Annotated in this window: 20 protein-coding genes and 1 pseudogene; 7 read left to right on the forward strand and 14 right to left on the reverse strand. The window is 41.0% G+C overall.

The window, feature by feature from the left end:
* Window positions 1-36 precede the first annotated feature (36 nt).
* The 8 genes from ACE3PQ_RS01525 to ispH all read right to left on the reverse strand — a co-directional run bounded on the left by ACE3PQ_RS01525 (window position 37) and on the right by ispH (window position 8,514).
* Window positions 37-486 carry a type IV pilin protein gene (locus ACE3PQ_RS01525; protein ID WP_374294586.1) on the reverse strand — a complete coding sequence of 150 codons (450 nt, stop codon included), beginning with the start codon at window positions 484-486 and terminating at the stop codon, window positions 37-39.
* Complete coding sequence (locus ACE3PQ_RS01530) at window positions 487-1,023, reverse strand: type IV pilin protein (protein WP_374294588.1); 537 nt, start codon at window positions 1,021-1,023, stop codon at window positions 487-489.
* An 8-nt stretch (window positions 1,024-1,031) separates the two neighbouring features.
* Window positions 1,032-4,688 carry a pilus assembly protein gene (locus tag ACE3PQ_RS01535; RefSeq protein WP_374294591.1) on the reverse strand — a complete coding sequence of 1,219 codons (3,657 nt, stop codon included), beginning with the start codon at window positions 4,686-4,688 and terminating at the stop codon, window positions 1,032-1,034.
* Between the two features lie 13 nt (window positions 4,689-4,701).
* Entirely contained in the window at window positions 4,702-5,388 is a 687-nt protein-coding gene (locus ACE3PQ_RS01540; RefSeq protein ID WP_374294593.1) for a pilus assembly protein PilX, read from the reverse strand.
* A complete protein-coding gene (locus ACE3PQ_RS01545; RefSeq protein WP_374294596.1) occupies window positions 5,385-6,560 on the reverse strand; it encodes a PilW family protein in 1,176 nt (391 codons plus the stop codon). The genes ACE3PQ_RS01540 and ACE3PQ_RS01545 overlap by 4 nt, the downstream gene beginning before the upstream one ends.
* A complete protein-coding gene (gene pilV / locus ACE3PQ_RS01550) occupies window positions 6,442-6,939 on the reverse strand; it encodes a type IV pilus modification protein PilV (protein WP_374294598.1) in 498 nt (165 codons plus the stop codon). The genes ACE3PQ_RS01545 and pilV overlap by 119 nt, the downstream gene beginning before the upstream one ends.
* 8 nt (window positions 6,940-6,947) lie before the next feature.
* Window positions 6,948-7,370, reverse strand: coding sequence for a Tfp pilus assembly protein FimT/FimU (locus ACE3PQ_RS01555; protein ID WP_374294601.1), 423 nt, complete (start codon window positions 7,368-7,370; stop codon window positions 6,948-6,950).
* 193 nt (window positions 7,371-7,563) lie between these two features.
* Complete coding sequence (gene ispH, locus ACE3PQ_RS01560) at window positions 7,564-8,514, reverse strand: 4-hydroxy-3-methylbut-2-enyl diphosphate reductase (RefSeq protein ID WP_374294603.1); 951 nt, start codon at window positions 8,512-8,514, stop codon at window positions 7,564-7,566.
* A 154-nt stretch (window positions 8,515-8,668) separates the two neighbouring features.
* Between ispH and gmk the strand changes: the two genes are divergently transcribed.
* The 5 genes from gmk to ACE3PQ_RS01585 all read left to right on the forward strand — a co-directional run bounded on the left by gmk (window position 8,669) and on the right by ACE3PQ_RS01585 (window position 13,004).
* On the forward strand, window positions 8,669-9,292 hold the full coding sequence (gmk, locus tag ACE3PQ_RS01565) for a guanylate kinase (RefSeq protein ID WP_374294605.1): 624 nt from the start codon (window positions 8,669-8,671) through the stop codon (window positions 9,290-9,292).
* Between the two features lie 103 nt (window positions 9,293-9,395).
* The gene (gene rpoZ / locus ACE3PQ_RS01570) at window positions 9,396-9,674 is read left to right on the forward strand and encodes a DNA-directed RNA polymerase subunit omega (protein WP_374294607.1); all 279 of its coding nucleotides are present in this window, start codon (window positions 9,396-9,398) and stop codon (window positions 9,672-9,674) included.
* Window positions 9,675-10,096: 422 nt separating this feature from the next.
* Window positions 10,097-12,199: a bifunctional (p)ppGpp synthetase/guanosine-3',5'-bis(diphosphate) 3'-pyrophosphohydrolase gene (locus ACE3PQ_RS01575; RefSeq protein WP_374294609.1), complete on the forward strand. Its 2,103-nt coding sequence runs from the start codon at window positions 10,097-10,099 to the stop codon at window positions 12,197-12,199.
* A gap of 48 nt (window positions 12,200-12,247) precedes the next feature.
* The gene (locus ACE3PQ_RS01580; protein WP_374294611.1) at window positions 12,248-12,631 is read left to right on the forward strand and encodes a RidA family protein; all 384 of its coding nucleotides are present in this window, start codon (window positions 12,248-12,250) and stop codon (window positions 12,629-12,631) included.
* Window positions 12,632-12,809: 178 nt separating this feature from the next.
* Complete coding sequence (locus tag ACE3PQ_RS01585) at window positions 12,810-13,004, forward strand: bacterioferritin-associated ferredoxin (protein ID WP_298891416.1); 195 nt, start codon at window positions 12,810-12,812, stop codon at window positions 13,002-13,004.
* 166 nt (window positions 13,005-13,170) lie between these two features.
* Here ACE3PQ_RS01585 and ACE3PQ_RS01590 read toward each other — a convergent pair whose 3' ends face one another.
* Window positions 13,171-13,716 carry a Uma2 family endonuclease gene (locus tag ACE3PQ_RS01590; protein ID WP_374294613.1) on the reverse strand — a complete coding sequence of 182 codons (546 nt, stop codon included), beginning with the start codon at window positions 13,714-13,716 and terminating at the stop codon, window positions 13,171-13,173.
* A gap of 210 nt (window positions 13,717-13,926) precedes the next feature.
* Here ACE3PQ_RS01590 and bfr point away from each other — a divergent pair, with 210 nt between their 5' ends.
* Window positions 13,927-14,397 (forward strand): bacterioferritin, encoded by a 471-nt coding sequence (bfr, locus tag ACE3PQ_RS01595; RefSeq protein WP_374294615.1) that lies wholly within the window; start codon window positions 13,927-13,929, stop codon window positions 14,395-14,397.
* Window positions 14,398-14,464: 67 nt separating this feature from the next.
* Here the strand turns inward: bfr and ACE3PQ_RS01600 are convergent, their stop codons facing one another.
* Both ACE3PQ_RS01600 and ACE3PQ_RS01605 read right to left on the reverse strand, forming a co-directional pair.
* Window positions 14,465-14,779: a DNA-binding transcriptional regulator gene (locus ACE3PQ_RS01600; RefSeq protein ID WP_298891421.1), complete on the reverse strand. Its 315-nt coding sequence runs from the start codon at window positions 14,777-14,779 to the stop codon at window positions 14,465-14,467.
* A complete protein-coding gene (locus ACE3PQ_RS01605; protein ID WP_298891422.1) occupies window positions 14,760-15,083 on the reverse strand; it encodes a transcriptional regulator in 324 nt (107 codons plus the stop codon). The genes ACE3PQ_RS01600 and ACE3PQ_RS01605 overlap by 20 nt, the downstream gene beginning before the upstream one ends.
* Window positions 15,084-15,158: 75 nt before the next feature.
* Here ACE3PQ_RS01605 and ACE3PQ_RS01610 point away from each other — a divergent pair.
* Window positions 15,159-15,263, forward strand: a pseudogene (locus tag ACE3PQ_RS01610) (bacterioferritin); the annotation flags it as partial.
* Window positions 15,264-15,333: 70 nt separating this feature from the next.
* Here the strand turns inward: ACE3PQ_RS01610 and tfpZ are convergent.
* From tfpZ to ACE3PQ_RS01625, 3 genes are all read right to left on the reverse strand, one after another.
* Window positions 15,334-16,068: a TfpX/TfpZ family type IV pilin accessory protein gene (tfpZ, locus tag ACE3PQ_RS01615; RefSeq protein WP_374294618.1), complete on the reverse strand. Its 735-nt coding sequence runs from the start codon at window positions 16,066-16,068 to the stop codon at window positions 15,334-15,336.
* A 91-nt stretch (window positions 16,069-16,159) separates the two neighbouring features.
* The gene (locus ACE3PQ_RS01620) at window positions 16,160-16,642 is read right to left on the reverse strand and encodes a pilin (RefSeq protein WP_374294620.1); all 483 of its coding nucleotides are present in this window, start codon (window positions 16,640-16,642) and stop codon (window positions 16,160-16,162) included.
* A 286-nt stretch (window positions 16,643-16,928) separates the two neighbouring features.
* Window positions 16,929-17,633, reverse strand: a complete 705-nt coding sequence (locus tag ACE3PQ_RS01625) for a nucleotidyl transferase AbiEii/AbiGii toxin family protein (protein ID WP_374294622.1) — start codon at window positions 17,631-17,633, stop codon at window positions 16,929-16,931.
* Window positions 17,634-17,740 lie beyond the last annotated feature (107 nt).

Genomic DNA, 17,740 nt, shown 5'->3' on the forward strand with positions numbered 1-17,740 from the left:
AGATTTTCTATTTCAAGTGAATTCAGCGGAAATAGATTAACGACCATCCCATGTTGAAGTCGCATCTGGCGTACAACTTCCACCTTTTGTCCAACATTTTTGTCCCAAATGGTTTAGGACAAGATCACCATTACCATTTTGCGATGCTGTTGTTTTAGGTGTTGCGGTTAATTTCCATGTATTTGTCTTCGACGATGCAGTTAACGCTGTGCCATCAATATCAGTTAGCTCAATATCGTACAAAGCTGTGCCTTGTGAAGGAATCACAGTCCCACCATAGATCACCGTTTCAGTTGCATCTTTATAGCTATGATTAATCGCTTTGTAATTTTCCAATCGCAGAGCGATTTGCATCATTTCCGACTGCGCCTCGGCACGTTTAGTTCGGATTTGGTATTGCTGATACGACGGAAGTGCGATGGCAGCAATGATTGCAATAATTGCGACTACAATCATTAACTCAATTAAAGTAAATCCCTTCACCATTTACTCCCAAGCTTCGCTTGCACTATCGTTGTCTGCGCAAGTGCCCAAAGTATCATCAAAATCATCAAATGCATCATTGGTTTTTGACATACACCTTAAACCTTCACTTGTCAGAAGCAAATCATAGTTTTTAGGCTGTTTTGGCAAACTACCACTTTTCGCACGCTCTACAACCATTGCCCACCCAAGCCCATCTACACCTGCTCCAGTGAGTGGTTGAGTTACATCATTCAACGCCATTAATTTCAACGTATACTTTTCTTCTCCAGATGCCGCATCCACAGGTATCGCCAACGTTCCAGCTGTAGAGTCGAAACTGCTATAAATGAAACTCGGATCAAAGCCTGTATAACTAAAGTTTTTGGCTTTGAATTTCTCAAGCTCAGCTGCTATACGCAATGCTTCTTGTTTGGCAACTGCTAAGTCTCGTTTTTGGATATAGACCTGATATGACGGTATGGCAATCGCTGCTAATACAGCGATCACCACCACCACGATCATCAACTCAATTAAGGTAAAGCCTCGATTCGATCTCATACCTCCTCCTATCGAGACTCATACCATCTGAGTTGTTTTAGTTTCGCAGAAGTATCGAAGAGCTGACACTCTGGCTTATTTTTATTGGTAGCCACCGTACAATCAGTTGACTCTCGATTTACAACCAAACTAGTAGTACTTGTTTCATTGCCGTAGCCTGTAGACATCCCTGCACCCAAAATACCCGCACCCACTTTGACACGGTTCGGTTCAGTTGTACCATTTGTATAAAAGTCACACTTACCTGTTGGCAAGCAGAATTGATAAACATAGCTATCCCCTTTCACACCTGCGCCACAGTCTCCACCAATCCCTGTACCATCTCGATCGAAGACATTGACATACAAGATACTATCTAGTGCATAGAGATCATTTAAACCTTTGTAACGACCCGTAGTAGATGGATACTCATATTTCCAACCACCATTATAAACTCTTGAATTGCCCGTTCCTGTTATTTGCTCCACGCCAGTAGCCAATGTTAGTGCTGTCAAAACGACATCCATTGTTTTTAATGTGCTGGTGGTATACAAATCTGTACGCGCCACATCATTATCATAAATCACGAATACAGCATCATTAGCACTCCCTTCTCCCGAAGCATTCGTTCCTGTTGTCCCTGCTAGAGGAGAGCTACGATTGCCAGAACTAAATGCAGCGATGCCAAATACACCATCCACACCATCATGCACAGAAAAGCTAGGCATTTCATAGAAACGAGGACTTAAACCATCATTACTGTGCCCAGAATATAGACGTACGACACGTGTTGCAAAATTGTCTTTTTTGTCACTGCTATTTTCACCTGATGCCGCATTATTCAGATCAACACGGAAGGCTTGCCCACCAAGATCACCAAAATACAGATGATCGACCAAGCCATCACTATCCCGATCAATCGCATTGATCTGGCCGACTACACTATATTGCAACTCAGCTTTTGGCGTTGAGGCTTCTGCCCCTTTATTATCCGAAGAGCTTGCATTAGAGCTCGCCCACCAAAGCAGACTACCATTCATGGCATCAAACATATAGACACCAGCGCCTTTGCCATTACTCTGATTATACTGGGCACATTCATAACCAATATTTTTAGCCGCAGTTTCTCCCGTAGCATTACATGCGGTAGTCGCACCTGTAGCATCATAACCACCACCTACAAACATGACTAATTTCTTCACGCCACCAAAGTTGACATACGCAATCGTAGGCTTTGACCAACTCTGCCCCATATAGCTCAGTGCAGTTCCGCTAGCAGCAGCATCAGGATTGATATGAAACTTTAAGCTTGGATCATCAATATCTGACAGGTCGAGAGCGTAGTAGCTTCGACCGCCCATACGCAAACCACCATACACCCATTGCAAACCTTTCAATGCGATTGCTTCTGCATCATCACTTTCACGGATTATAGATTTACTCACTGTGAGCCCATCATATCCATCAGATACATATTGAGTATGAGCCACCCATGGTGCATCTATACCATAGAACAATTTATCCTTACCGCCTGTCGTACTATTTTCAGCCAAGAATGCATCTTTTTGATTTTTCATCATTTCATTGGGTACAAAAGCAAACTTCTCCTTGCCTGTTACCGCATCTACAACATGAAGTAATCCTTGTGTACTACCAAATAATAAATAATCTTCACGATTAGTGGTGTCAATTGTGCCCGAAGTATATGAAATTTTACCTGACTGTGTTAATAAGATCGGTGTAGAGTGCATGACTGCACCAAGCTGACGCAACTCAGGTTTTGCGCTGAGATTGGCAAGGGTAACCCCTGTTTCATTTGCCCCCACATTATAACCAAGCAAGTTCAGCCAATAATTCTTATCAGGATCATTGGCAAATAAAGCACTTGTCCCTGTGCCAAATAAGGTAGTGACATCGACTTTTTTCAACTCATCACTTGCTGATGCTGGATATGGCGCAGTATCAGAAATCTCACGGTTGGTATAAATAGTCCGTTTGGTATATTGATCACCACTCTCTTTGGTCGCAAGTCCAAGTGGTAACTGCCCGAGCATACCATCTGTCCAAATCCCTGTTGCCGTCGTATCTAACGACCCATCGGCTTTGATCAATCTTAAAGTTTTCGCACTATTGTAGAGTTCACCATTATAGACATGATACTTATTGAGATCCCCCAGCCACAGCTGATATACCTCTTGAGGCTTTGGCGAAAATGAAGCGTAATAACCATAAGGTTGTATACGTATCGGATTCAGCGCATCCTGAGGATAGGTTGGAGAACCCGTTGCTACCGCAGGAATTTCAACTTCGATTTGTCCTAAAAACTGTTGCACACTTTTTACAACATCTTCCGTATTCCTCCCTGAATACCACCCCCCCTCAGCATTAATCCCCCATTTTGCAGCTTTTTTAGTTACATCTTTATTGACTGCCTCATCAATGTTTCCTAATGCTTCGATATTCTCAGCCTTAGATTTTGTCGGATCATAAGACTCAATATTATTAAAACTATTTCCAAAACCTACAACAGCCGTTTTAATCTTTACCCCTTTTGGATTCTTGTTTGGATCTAACAAGGCACCTGCTAAATTGTTGATACAACCCCACACATCTTGACTATTATTTGGTGAATTGCAAACTTTATCAGACGAATTTAACGCCAGTTTTGCCAAGTCATTAAATTTCATCGTATAATCATAAGGCTCTCCATCTGTAAGTACATAAATCCCTTGTCCATGACACTGCTTTTGGTCTTCTGTCTGCGTCATTGATGCGGGTGCTACATAGTTATCCCCATTTTTAGCATTCTCATTTGAAGACTCAAAGCCAAAATAACCTCCACTCATCTTCGTCGATGTACCAAGCAGATAGGCAGCCGTCTCTGCATATGCTGAGGCTGTAGGTGTATTAGTCACCGCAGCTAGCTCGGCAACTTTTTGCGCCAAATACTTTCGCTGCGTTATGGAGACACCATTTATTGTAAGCGTTTCATCAAGTCGTCGTGCCGGCACCACAATACTGCCATAATTTTCCCACTCTTTGTCTTTCCCTTTTACATCACCCGCTAGCCTCGGAAACAAAGTTAAGTCATTGCAATTCTTATTATATTGATCAAGTTTATCAACCGTATTATTTTTATTATCCTTTGTCTGCCTCGCATCACACCTCATCGGAGATAGCGGTGCAAGTGTATTGGTTCCATCCCACATTGGATCTGTAGGCGTTTTGACCCAACCAATCGAAGATAAACCAATAATATTCGCATCCGACAATGGCGTCACACCTTTAGCATCATTACCAAAGAGCAGATCCATCATAGCATCCTTTACTCGAGTAATACGATCTGGATAAGTTTTCCCATTGTATTCACACCATTGTCTGCGATAGACGGGTACATCCGCATGTGTATTTATTTTCTCAATAGCCATGTTCGGAGTTGCCTTACCAGACCACGCCCCCGCACTACTACCATTTGAGTTTAAAAGATCACAAGCCGCACCACCGCCGTACGAACTATAATCCATACTTCCCGAGATATCGATCAGCATCATCAAGGTAATCGTGGTTGGCTGAGCATTTTGATAGATATCGATATCACTCGCCCGGGAGACACTACTACAGACCATCATCGTCATCAGCGCCGAGACTGCCGTAGAAAGTATATTTCTTGAATTCAATATTTTCATGTGGTAATCCTCTCTAAGAGACCAACTTCGGCTGTCCGCCAACAGTAAAGTCAGAGTGTTGAATATTGTATGGAATATTTAAATCGGCAAAACATGCACCAACCAAAGAAGCACGACGCTTGAAACACGCTTCGATAGATGCAGATGATGCAGCAGCAAAACTCGGCAAAACCGATACCACCGTTGCCCCGATCGTCATGCTTGATGCCGCAATACTCCCTTGACCTAAACTCGACCCCTTAGGCACACTTGCAAAAGGCGAAGATGTCGTGGTTGCTTTAGTCAAATAGACCTGAGAGAGTACAGCGCGTCGCCCTGTTGCAAAACTACTTGCTTTACAAAAGCCTGCCGTCCCAATTTTAGTAATCGAACCACTGGTTGTAATCGCACTCGATTTTTGTATGCTAAAAAAATTTGTCTCAGCAGCACGGTAACAGAAGATTAATTCGTCAGAAGCATTCGCAGATGAGTTAAAGTAACCATACATACCATCTGTCGCCAACTGCCGTTCAACGGTACTTGGGTTTTCCAAATTAAATAATGCAGCATCGCTATTTTCCAACAACAATGCATTGACTTGATTATTAGTCGCTATTCCTAAACCAAGAATGCTGGATTTCACCGCAATCGTACCGATGATGGTGACAAGCAATAATACGATCAATACAATGATCAAGGTCGAACCTTTTTGATGTATCATTCCCATGCTCCTCCCAAGGTATTTCGGAAGGCGACCACTTGGCTAAATACTTCACGAATAAATTTTGAATTGGTCTTTTGTTCAGGCTTTAGTGTCGCCACGCCATACGGCGATGTGCCACTACTTGAAAACATATTAAATACGCGGTCATTATTGATATTTGGGTCTGCGCCAATCGGGTTGCTCGAATGTGCTATGACGGCGACATTGACAGAAACCACATACCAGTAATCTTTCGGAACAGTGATCGTTGACATCAACGTATTGTATTGATCAATCGAGAGATAACGCATATCTTTATCTTTATTTTGGACACCCAATAGCACTTTAAATGCGTCTACATTTTGAATAATCTGCTGTCCATTAACCCCCAACTCCTGAATCGTCGCACCTGCACCCGCATTAGGATCGTACCAACCTGCATCACAAAACAAAGCATAGCGTTTAGGTGAGTAGGAAGCCGTCCCTTTTTTCATTTCTGCAATATAATAACGCTGAACAATGACGGGTTTGATTGGATTGGTGACGCTGATGTCCGCTACCGTTTCGATACGACGACCTTCACAGTTAAACATATTAGAAGTTGAAATCGGTGCAACATCATCATCTGAAGGATCCTGGTTCCCCTTATCATCAACAACACCTGTACCAGCTACATATTGAGGCACAAACTGAATCGTGAGCTGATCACTCGCCATATCAGTACCGCCAGTATCTTTATCAGTACCGCCAGTATCTTTTTCTTGATCAGTGAGTAGGTTAGCATTTACTCCCGAAAAATTTCCAGGCAGACTTGCAGTTGAAAAAACAATTCCGGAACCAGGCAAGTTTTTGTTGTGTATACGCTCTCCAGACGCTGTATTGAGATTGACATGCCGAAGGTCGTACGTCAGTTGAGATAAGCCAAATATCGCATTTTGTTGGAGCTCGCCTAATCCATTCTGCAAATTCATCGAACGCTGGCTCGCCAAATATAGTGATAACCCCGCTGCTACAACCAAAAGACCTAATGCAATGGAGACCATAAGCTCAATCAACGTAAAACCCTGATGCTTAGCCATAATTATAGATCTCCATAATGATACATTTAGCACCCGTAATATACGCCGTACCATTTGTGCAGCTTGGTGAAGCAGTACCATTTGTCGCTGTTGTCGTATCCCATGCAACATAGATACATTTGCGACTCAAAGTCGATCCTTGACAATCGTTGATCGCAACATCCATTCCTAAATTAGTCGCTCGTCGATCCACTTGATCAAAATCAAACTGTGCCATTTCAGATGCTGTACAAATCACAGAAGCACAATCCTTGGAGCTTGCTCCACCTGTATACGTGCTGGTAGCAGTATATACAGCATAACCATCACGATTAATTCGAATTCTTTCTGCCAAATCTTTAGCCAAGCTCGTAGCTTGTGTTGTATTACCTGCATCTATACTGGCAGAAATTGCACGCACCTGTAATGCCATAAAGCCTAGCACTGCGATGGCAAGCAAGATAAGCGCCACCAACACCTCGATCAAGCCCACACCTTTTTGAATACGCATACTACCCCCTATGCTGGACAAGTGCTTTCACCTTTTAAATAGGTGATCGAACCATTTTTATCAAGCAACATAACAGCCTTTAGCGAGGTATCTTTTATACTTTCCAAGATAAAACACTCCTGCGTACTTATCGATGATACCGAGCCCATAAAATTAAAACTCACACTTGCACCTGGCTTTTTAGCTGTATTCCATTGCACATCATCACTTGGTATCCAACCCGAGCTCCCTACAGTGACCGTTTTCGTCGCTTTATGTAAAATCGCATCTGAACGTGCATCCTGCAAAGTTGCAATAAAATCACGCATATCACGTTGTATTTGATTTTTACGAATCGTCGCTGTAAAAGATGGCACAGCTAATGTTGCCAAAACCGCCAACACAGCAATCGTCACCATCAACTCTACTAATGTAAAACCTTTACTTGGCATGATATGCCTCTTAAATCCTATTACCCCAATACAAAGATAATACAATAAGCTCGTCAAGAAATACATTTCTTGATTAATGGCTGATTTTGAAGATAAAAGGCAAAAAGCCAACTGATATCAGTTGGCTTGAAAATTAATACCTAGAAATAGCTAAAATGATTTTGATACCAAAATTATCATCAAGTATCCAAATTTATGCTTCAATCACTTTGATGCGAAGCTCTTTAGGCAAACTAAAAGTAATATGTTCTTCTTGTCCTGCAAGCTCTTCAGGAGAGGTTGCCCCCCACTCCTGCAAGCGATCAAGCACTTGTTTAATTAAAATCTCAGGTGCAGAAGCCCCCGCAGTCACACCAATCTTACTATTTTTATCAAACCACGCTTGGTGCATTTCATCCGCATTATCAATCAGAAATGCTTTTTTCCCCATACGCTCCGCAAGCTCACGCAAGCGATTCGAGTTTGATGAGTTTGGCGAACCAACTACCAACACCACATCGCACTGCTCTGCAAGATCACGCACCGCATCTTGACGGTTTTGCGTGGCATAGCAAATATCATCTTTTCGAGGCCCTTGAATCAGCGGATATTTTGCACGCAATGCTTCGATCACTTTCGATGTGTCATCAATAGATAAGGTCGTTTGGGTGACAAATGCCAATTTTTCAGGGTCATTCACTTGAAGCTGCGCAACATCCTGCTCATCTTCAACCAAATAAATCTGCCCACCATATTTGACATCAAACTGACCCATCGTCCCCTCAACTTCAGGATGACCATGATGACCAATAAGTACAGCTTCCATACCCTCTCGAGAATATTTCAATACTTCTAAATGTACTTTAGTCACGAGTGGACAAGTTGCGTCAAATACTTTGAGTTGACGATGTTCTGCTTCTTGTTGAACTGCTTTGGATACGCCATGCGCACTAAAGATCACGATCGCATCATCAGGCACTTGATCCAATTCATCCACAAATACTGCGCCACGCTGCTTCAAATCATCTACAACGAATTTATTATGAACCACTTCATGGCGCACATAGATCGGCGCACCAAAGCATTCGAGCGCACGGTTGACGATCGCAATCGCACGATCTACACCTGCACAAAAGCCTCGAGGATTCGCCAACAGTATTTGCATGATTCACCTAGTCACTAGAAGTATTGCTGATTTCATCAATAGTATGATGATTGTAATGTCAATTTTATTACGCCAATATATTGCAATGTGGGTTTAGTTTCGAAAGACATTCTACTACAATCTCCACTATAAATATGATACAGGAAAATTTCGCATGTCGGGTTTACTTTTTGTGGTTGCCGCTGCATCTGGCACAGGCAAAACTTCACTGGTAAAAGCATTACTCGATCGCACGAGCAATCTACATGTGTCTGTATCACACACCACTCGCCCGAAACGCAATGGCGAATTGAATGGCATTCATTATCACTTCACTGATAAAGACAACTTTACATCGCAAATCGAGCAAGGCGGATTTATCGAGTATGCCGAAGTTTTTGGTAATTATTACGGCACATCACAGCGCACCGTTGAAGAACAACTCCACCAAGGTCATGACGTATTACTCGAAATTGACTGGCAAGGTGCGGCGCAAGTTCGTAAATTATTTCCAGATTCGATTCAAATTTTTATTCTTCCACCAAGTCAGTTTGATCTGAGACAGCGCCTTTCCAATCGAGGCACGGACAGTGTTGAAGTGATCGAGCATCGTCTTGACTGTGCAGTGTCTGATATGCAGCAATATGTCAATTTTGATTATATCATTATCAATGATTCTTTTGATCGTGCGCTACATGAGCTTGAGGCAGTCATTACTGCAAATCGCATGACCCTAGCCCAGCAAGCCAACCGTCATAGTGAGCTGATTCAGAATCTATTAAACCCCAACGGCAAGTAATCACCTAATAGCTGCAAGCAGACCAAAACATATTGCTTGAGTCACTCCGTCAATTTGGCTATAATTTGCGACTATTTTAAATTTGAAGATTACAGGGCAGATCATGGCACGCGTAACTGTTGAAGATTGCTTAGAAAATGTAGACAACCGCTTTGAATTGGTTTTGGTTGCGAGCAAACGTGCCCGTCAAATCGCACGTCAAGGCGTAGAGCCAACTGTAGAGTGGGACAATGACAAACCATCTGTGGTTGCACTTCGTGAAATTGCTGAAGGTCACGTCAATAAAGACATCTTGAAACAACGTGATCAAGACCTTGAACACAACCAGTTTGATATGGCGCTTTCGAGCGAAGCGATCAACCTAGATAACTTTAGCTTCTAATTCGCTTTTAAACGCAATTGCTTTGAAGTACAAAAGACCAATGCCAAGTTGCATTGGTTTTTTTATTTAAAGGATTTAAAACGAAGCTTTTGATTTAAGATTTATGAATTTACAGCTTCTACAATCTGTAGTTTTTAGACCAAGCAATTCTCAATATGGAGTTAAAAAAACTTCTCGACCTTCACAACATTGTTCAATTCAAAACAAAGTCTGAAATTATGGTTTAAAACTTGTCAAGGTAATGACCATTCCCTTCGTTTCATGTCTCGTTTCTGTTGTTTTAGCTGATAACGCAATGCATGATTGAAATATCAACAGACCCTAGACAATTTTGTAAAAAAATTTGACAAATCAGTCGTTTTGCATTTCATTATAGGGTGAACTATTTTTTGCGAAAAATCAGATTTTAGGATTCGTCTTTTATGCCAGGTGATGCCGTCAGCCATGCCAAGCAACAACTCCAATCCATCATTGTCGCCTACTTGCCAGCAGACAAAGTAGACCTTGTGATGCAAGCCAGTGACTTCGCTGGCGAAGCACATGCAGGAGTGACGCGAAAGAGTGGTGAACCATATATTCTCCATCCGATTGCGGTGGGGTGTTTACTTGCCCATATGCGCATGGATGCAGATACACTCATGGCTGCTCTCTTACATGATGTCATCGAAGATACTGAAGTCAATAAAGAACAAATTACCGAACGTTTTAATGCCACTGTGGCACATTTGGTTGATGGTGTAACAAAACTCACCAGTTCGAGTGACAAGCAATACAACAAAGCCGCTTCATTCCGCAAATTTTTGCAAGCGACCTTACACGATCCACGTGTCATTATTATTAAACTGTCTGATCGTTATCACAATATGACGACACTTGATGCTTTACGCCCTGATAAACGTGAGCGCATCGCACGTGAAACTTTTGATATTTATGTGCCAATGGCTCGCCTTGTCGGCATGAACGAAATGGGGGACTGGCTCGAAGACCTCTGTTATCAAAATCTTGATATCGACATGTACGCCAGCATTCAGCAAGCCCTCGCAGACACCAAACTCAAACGACAAGAATATCAAAACTTTTGGGAAGAAAAGCTCAACCAAATCCTTAGCGACAACAACATTCAAGGTCGCATCAAAAAGAAAAATAATAATACCAAGCTCTTGCGCCACTTTATTAAAAACAAACTTGACCTTAATCAGCTCACACACAGCCATACTTTTGACATTATTTTGCAACGTGTGCAAGATTGCGATGATTTAGTCAAATTAATGACTGCTCAATTTACCACACTCAGCTATACCGACCATATTCGTCGCCCTATGCCTGGCGGTAATCAAGCATTATTTTTAGAACTGCAAGGCGAAAAGACCTTTTTAAGCTTAAATATTCAAACCGAGTTAATGCGAAAAACTGCACGCTTTGGCATGGTACTTGGTGAGGCTGCACCGCAAGCATGTCGCTCAGCCATTCAAGCATCGCTACAAAGCCTCAATGATTTGATTGATGAAAATTGTGCAAAAACAACATTCAACGACCTCCTCGATTATTTACATCAAGAAAAAATCATCGCTTATACCCCACACGGTCATATTCACGAACTTCCTCGTGGTGCAACGGCTGTTGATTTTGCCTATGCAGCGAGTTTATTCCTAGGCAACCATGCGGTCGGCTGTAAAATCAATGGTACGCAAAAACCACTCTCGACTCCGATTCTCAATGGTCAAGTCGTCGAAATTATTACTGATGTACTTGCTACGCCAAATCCTGATTGGCTCAGCTTTATCAACACACAAAAAGCACGTCGTGCTATTCAAAACATTTTGCGTGATCAAGATTTTGAAGAACAGATTTTGATTGGTCAACAAGCTTTAAATCGTGCACTACGCATGTTTAACTATTCGATTGATCAACTTTCCGATAAAGACTGGCAATGTTTATTGGAATGGCGTCATCTTGAAACCAAAGAAGCTTTGTACGAGCAAATCGCCGTTGGTGACTTGCTACCGCAATTGGTTGCCAATCGTCTACATCACCAGCAATCGAGCAAAGATGATAATGCACTGATCTTAATTCAAGGCACTGAAGGCGTTGAGGTGAAATACGGGCATTGTTGCAATCCTGTCTTTGGTGATCAAATCATGGGGCATCTTACTCGCCGTGGTTTAATCGTACATCGCACCAAATGCAACAATCTACTGCAAGAGCAACATAAACACCCTGAAAATATCATGTCGCTAACGTGGTATGATCAAAATCCTGAAGGCGCACGTTTCAACGCTTATCTTGCAATTGATGAATCATTGAATGATGAACAAACCTCTGAGGCGATCTATCGTGCTCGTAAAGCCAATGCAGGGGTCGAGTCTGTACTACACGAAAGCAATGCCACTTATTTTAATATCGTGGTGAATGATCGTCGCCATCTTGCAAGTATTATTCGTGAACTTCGCATGACGCTAAACTTTCCGAAAATTACTCGATTACTCATGCCTTTTGCCAATCATCAAACCGCAAAAGTCAGTTAAATAGTTTCGCATTACATTTAATTTATTAATTTTAGGAGACACACTCCCATGTCACGACAAGTTATCCATACCGAACATGCCCCTGCTGCGATCGGCACTTATTCTCAAGCGATCTTGGTAGACAATACACTGTATCTCTCAGGGCAGATCGGACTTGACCCATATAGCATGGAACTTGTAGATGGCATCGAAGCGCAAATCCGTCGTGTATTTGACAATATCAAAGCAGTTTGCACTGTCGCCGATGCAAGCTTGGCGGATATTGCGAAGTTAAACATTTTCCTGACTGATCTTTCTCACTTCCAACTGGTCAATCAGATCATGGGGGAATACTTTGCACAGCCCTACCCTGCACGTGCTGCACTTGGTGTTGCAAGCCTTCCAAAAGGGGCATTGGTTGAAATGGACGGTATCGTTTGCATTGAAAAATAAGCCATTTCAGCCTCAATTTACTGTTAATTACTACTGAAGATCATAAGTTTTCGATTAATTTCCAACTTATGATCTTTTTTTTCGATTAAATTTAACATGAAAAACAATCAAACATATTGACAAACGATAACAATTATCACTAATATCAATTATCCGATTTACTCATCAGGTTTGTTCGATGTACGTTTGTTTATGCCGTGGTATTACCGACCAAGATATCAAAGATGCGATGCAAAATGGCGCAGAAAGTATTCGTGACGTCCGTGAAATGCTTGATCTCGGCACATGCTGTGGACGTTGTGTGCCTGAAGCAAAAACAATTATTTCTGAAGAACTTGCGGAAATCGCAGCGCGAATCTCTGTAGCGGCTTAATACGATTTAGAAGCAACCATTACAACCAAATAAAAAAAATAATCCAACTCACAAACTACTCCTCCCCCGCCATGACTCAAGGCGGGTTTATTTTTTTAATATAGGTATATTTCTTATCATGTATTTACTATTTGTCCAAAGCTATTCAAAAATAAAGACGATCGATTTAAAAATTGATCCCATCATAAACATCAGCAACCGCCAGTTTTAAACCAACTGACTGCAACATCAACTCATCGCCCATTTCATAATATTGCGGTTGCCAATCGTCCAAGCGACTACGAAGCTCCACCAACTGTCGGTCTTGATCAACCATCAAATACTCCTGCAGTGTGGGAATCAGTTGATATTGCTGTAACTTAAATGTTTTATCATAGCTCTTGGTTGATGCAGAGAGTACCTCTACGATCAAAATCGGCGTTTCTACAAAATACATATTGGACGATAATTTTGAACAATCCACTAACACATCAGGGTAGTAAAAGTTTTCGGCAATGCGTACTTTCATATCATTCATATACGGACGACAAGGCTTACCTTTTAAATGCTGATGCAAAGCGCCAGCAATATTTAAACTAATTAAATTATGTACAGCACTTGCACCCACCATGGCAAACACTTCACCATCAATTAATTCATGTTTGATGGTGCTGTTTAGCTCACCTTGAATATATTCTTGCTCATCTATACGATGTTTATTTGCAATGGTCATCATCCACCTGCGTGGTATTGTTCAGTTCTAAATCAATATAGCACAGTCACTTGAAATGGCATATTTCAGATGCATGATAAAATTTTGTTCACAGCCATATTCATTTTTATTCTCATTTGCTGTTCTAAAAAGTCCTCGCACCACGTCTTTGAAACGCTTAGACTATTTATAAATTAAGATTTTGAAGTTTTTATATTTTGGAGTGGTGATATGCAAGGTAATAAGCAAGTCATTCAGCAGTTGAACCAAGTGCTTTTTCATGAGTTGACTGCAATCAATCAGTATTTCCTGCACTCTCGCATGTTTAACGATTGGGGTATCGAAGGTTTAGGCGAAGCAGAATATAAAGAATCAATCCGTCAGATGAAGCATGCAGATAAAATCATCGAGCGCATTCTGTTCTTAGAAGGTCTTCCAAATTTACAACATCTCGGCAAGCTCTATATTGGTCAACATACCGAAGAAGTGTTGAAGTGTGATGTACGCAAAGCCAAAGAAAATATCGAGGCACTACAAGCTGCTATTATCCTTGCTGAGCAAGAGATGGATTATGTGACTCGTGATTTACTCCGAAGCATTTTAGAGAAAGATGAAGACTATCTCGATTGGGCAGATACACAGCTTGATCTGATTGAGAAAGTCGGTATTGAAAACTTTATTCAGAAGAATATGGAAGAGTAATAAGTTTTACTTCTTTCTAAAATCCCTTGAGAAATCAAGGGATTTTTTACTATTGTCAAATAATTACTCAAACAATTAAAGTTTTTATTGCTTGAGGATTTTGAATACATAGCTTAATTAAGGTTTTCGCAGCTCCAGACGGATTGCGTTTACCTTGCTCCCATGCTTCGAGTGTACGTTTGGAAATATCCAACATCTTAGCAAATTCGACTTGTGTTAAGCCTATTTTTTTTCGAGCTAAAGCAACATCGGTTTCACTGACAACAGTCCGTTTCGCAACATTACCTGCAAGCATATCGTCTATGCCTTGCAAAATTTCAGCTTCAATATCTCGATTCGCTTCAAATGCTTCAAGCTCTTTGTCAGTCATTAAACGAGGCATTTAATTTCTCCACTAATAGATTAAGCGTTTTCTTGCTCAATTGAGTCACTTCTTTTTTGCTATAAAGTGTGAGCAACCATATTTCACCATTTGCCAAACGGTTAAAGTAAATCACCCGAACACCGCCACGTTTGCCCTTGCCTCCACTGACCCATCTAATTTTTCGTATACCGCCTGATTTTGGTTCAACATCACCTGCTTCAGGATTTACAGCCAAATAAGTTTTAAAGTCTTCGTATTCTTCTTCCGTCCAATAGATGGTAGCGTATTTAGAAAATAAAGGGGTTTCGCAAATTGTATACATACAGACCATGAATACGATGAGATAGAATTATTGTAATACGACAATGTCGTATTTGCAAGCCGATAGGTTAGCAACTTGGAGAAAGATGAAGACTATCTCGACTGGGCAGATACACAGCTTGATTTGATTGGCAAAGTTGGTATTGAAAACTTTATTCAGAAGAATATGGAAGAGGAATAATTTTTCATTTTCTCAAAAAAATCCCGCTATATGCGGGATTTTTTATGTGCTAGAACAGCTAATTTCAATGTTATTTCCATGGTCGAAGATCAACGATTTTAACCACCTCACCGTTTTCTTTATTGATGAGTACAGTCATATCTACTGCATTGGCTTTCAATGGGACAAATGCTGTCGCCATAGGATATTTTGCTAAAACTTTCTCAACTTGATTTGGGTCATTAAAGTTTTTTAATAATTCTAAATCTTGAGAACGCTGTTGAATCAACGATTTCACTTCGGATAATTCGACATAGCGTTCAGGTCGTTGTGCGAGCGAAATCCCACCCATGACTTCAGCAAATAGATCATTATTTCGTTGGTTGACGTTCTCTGAAACTTTTACAGCAACATATTGAGGCTGTAACCACGATGGATTTTGAAATTGAGGCAGTGCTTGATCTGCATGATCATTAATTAAATCATTATTGCGAACCAATTCAAAACGATCCGCCACATAGCCGATCCAAACAGGACGACCTTGTGCGATACTATACACGCCAAAACTCAGCGCAGAGAGTTGTAATAGAATAACTACTGCCAAATCAAACTTTAAAGATTTCTTGCCTTCTTTATAGACAATAAAACCCAAAATTGGACCAACAACAACATTTATCGCAATCAACATCAAAAAGATATGTGTCACACCAACGGCTGTGGCAAGTGGTGATGGATACCAGACAAAAAATACAATACTGATCACGAACAAAGCAATCAACAAAGAAATCGCTAAATGGCTAAAAAAAAATTTTAAACGTTTAGACATCATGCTTACTCAAAAATACATAAAACACAGTAAATATAGTCAAAAAAAAGACTGGTTTCCCAGTCTTTTCTCATACCAACCTAACAATAGATTAGTAAGTACCTTGACATGAACCAGGTAAATATTTACGTGGAATCGTAGTGCCGTCAGCAGCTAAGCCACAACGCCACCCAGCTATAGTTCTTCCACCATCGGTTGTACCAACTAAAGCAGTTGTACCTGTTCGAATAGGAACAAGAGTCAACGCATTAGTAGTAGCAGTAAGAGCAGTAAGATTTGCCTGATTTGCGGTTACTGTAATTTTGCCATTAGCATCCACTGCACCTGAAGTAACATATTTAGTCGGTGTAAAGGCACAAACTGTTGGTAACACAGCACTTACATTCACTGCAGGAGAAGATTGTACAGCCTCTGTTACAGTTGTACGGCAAGAAGAAGCCGCTAAAACAACTTCCGAAACTTTCGCCTTAACCGTGTAGTCTTGATAAGCAGGTAGTGCAACGGCTGCCAAGATACCGATAATCGCTACAACGATCATCAATTCAATCAGTGTAAAACCCTTTTGAGCTTTCATAGTGTTCTCCCTAGAGAATAGTTAGTTTTGTCGCTTATTAGCGTTGTTTCGCTTTGTTTGTAATATTGCATAAGTTGTGCCAACTTAATGCTAATTCAGATTTATATTATAAAACAAACTCTTAAACAACCCATTTTTAAGATTATTTGTAGCTCCGTGATTCTTATCACATATTACTCGCAATGGATTGACAATATTTGTCACTATTTGGCTTTTTATATCGTTCGGCTTTTGAGCCCAACTCAAGTCCACGGTACATTCAAAAAAGTGATCAACTATTTTTAAGTTATTTTATCGATTGATAGAGTTGATCTAAAACCGTGTTTAATAAGTGCCGTGCATAATCCAATGAAATATCGAGCTCTTGCGTTGCGATCTCACTATACTTTTGCGGTTGCAGTTTGATTTGACGATACGCTTTATCCAAACCATGCCATATGGCTTTTTGACCATAGTGTTGCTCAGCCTGATGCCAAGCTTGTTGTGGAATCTCTCCCCATTGATCAAACATCGCAAGTAGATCAAATATATCCTTGTAGGGTGGTGTATTGTAGCGATCAGCATTTGCAAGTAGCTTACTGAGATAACACGATGTTCGATCTATCGCAGGCACAGGAAAAATGTTCCGAGTGTCTGCATTGATCTGTTCATCTAAAAAAAGGACGAATTCAAGCTTAATCACAATATCTTGATCAGAAATAAAGCATCGGACTGCATCTCGATCGGCACGTATGTCTCGTGGATAATTAAAATCCTGCCTGACCAAATCTCCCAAAGTGGTTTCTGTCACCACCGAGCGCACCGCTCGAAAAGCATTTTTTCCAACACAGAAAAAATCAATGTCTACCGATTGGCGATATTCGTCCAACTCTAAGGCGATCCGTGTACCACCACCAAATAAAATGCAATGATCGTTTAGATAACTCGAATTGAACTGCTGTAAAACTTGATGTAATCGCTGATGATATGTTCTTTTATATTGAGTTTTCATCATCAAAACCTTGGTGACCAATATTAGGGTCTGTTGACATTTCAACCATGCATTGCGTTATAGGCTAAAATCACATAAACGAGGCATGAAACGCAGAGAATGGTCAC

This window comes from Acinetobacter sp. (assembly GCF_041911495.1).
In the GTDB taxonomy this organism is placed as follows: Bacteria; Pseudomonadota; Gammaproteobacteria; order Pseudomonadales; family Moraxellaceae; genus Acinetobacter.

What these genes read in the sequence shown, in the direction of transcription:
- ACE3PQ_RS01525 (WP_374294586.1), bottom strand. Translation starts at nt 486, where the DNA reads ATGGTGAAGGGATTTACTTTAATTGAGTTAATGATTGTAGTCGCAATT.
- ACE3PQ_RS01530 (WP_374294588.1), bottom strand. Translation starts at nt 1,023, where the DNA reads ATGAGATCGAATCGAGGCTTTACCTTAATTGAGTTGATGATCGTGGTG.
- ACE3PQ_RS01535 (WP_374294591.1), bottom strand. Translation starts at nt 4,688, where the DNA reads ATGAAAATATTGAATTCAAGAAATATACTTTCTACGGCAGTCTCGGCG.
- ACE3PQ_RS01540 (WP_374294593.1), bottom strand. Translation starts at nt 5,388, where the DNA reads ATGATACATCAAAAAGGTTCGACCTTGATCATTGTATTGATCGTATTA.
- ACE3PQ_RS01545 (WP_374294596.1), bottom strand. Translation starts at nt 6,560, where the DNA reads ATGTTGCATGGGATACGACAACAGCGACAAATGGTACTGCTTCACCAA.
- pilV (WP_374294598.1), bottom strand. Translation starts at nt 6,939, where the DNA reads ATGCGTATTCAAAAAGGTGTGGGCTTGATCGAGGTGTTGGTGGCGCTT.
- ACE3PQ_RS01555 (WP_374294601.1), bottom strand. Translation starts at nt 7,370, where the DNA reads ATGCCAAGTAAAGGTTTTACATTAGTAGAGTTGATGGTGACGATTGCT.
- ispH (WP_374294603.1), bottom strand. Translation starts at nt 8,514, where the DNA reads ATGCAAATACTGTTGGCGAATCCTCGAGGCTTTTGTGCAGGTGTAGAT.
- gmk (WP_374294605.1), top strand. Translation starts at nt 8,669, where the DNA reads ATGTCGGGTTTACTTTTTGTGGTTGCCGCTGCATCTGGCACAGGCAAA.
- rpoZ (WP_374294607.1), top strand. Translation starts at nt 9,396, where the DNA reads ATGGCACGCGTAACTGTTGAAGATTGCTTAGAAAATGTAGACAACCGC.
- ACE3PQ_RS01575 (WP_374294609.1), top strand. Translation starts at nt 10,097, where the DNA reads ATGCCAGGTGATGCCGTCAGCCATGCCAAGCAACAACTCCAATCCATC.
- ACE3PQ_RS01580 (WP_374294611.1), top strand. Translation starts at nt 12,248, where the DNA reads ATGTCACGACAAGTTATCCATACCGAACATGCCCCTGCTGCGATCGGC.
- ACE3PQ_RS01585 (WP_298891416.1), top strand. Translation starts at nt 12,810, where the DNA reads ATGTACGTTTGTTTATGCCGTGGTATTACCGACCAAGATATCAAAGAT.
- ACE3PQ_RS01590 (WP_374294613.1), bottom strand. Translation starts at nt 13,716, where the DNA reads ATGACCATTGCAAATAAACATCGTATAGATGAGCAAGAATATATTCAA.
- bfr (WP_374294615.1), top strand. Translation starts at nt 13,927, where the DNA reads ATGCAAGGTAATAAGCAAGTCATTCAGCAGTTGAACCAAGTGCTTTTT.
- ACE3PQ_RS01600 (WP_298891421.1), bottom strand. Translation starts at nt 14,779, where the DNA reads ATGCCTCGTTTAATGACTGACAAAGAGCTTGAAGCATTTGAAGCGAAT.
- ACE3PQ_RS01605 (WP_298891422.1), bottom strand. Translation starts at nt 15,083, where the DNA reads ATGTATACAATTTGCGAAACCCCTTTATTTTCTAAATACGCTACCATC.
- tfpZ (WP_374294618.1), bottom strand. Translation starts at nt 16,068, where the DNA reads ATGTCTAAACGTTTAAAATTTTTTTTTAGCCATTTAGCGATTTCTTTG.
- ACE3PQ_RS01620 (WP_374294620.1), bottom strand. Translation starts at nt 16,642, where the DNA reads ATGAAAGCTCAAAAGGGTTTTACACTGATTGAATTGATGATCGTTGTA.
- ACE3PQ_RS01625 (WP_374294622.1), bottom strand. Translation starts at nt 17,633, where the DNA reads ATGAAAACTCAATATAAAAGAACATATCATCAGCGATTACATCAAGTT.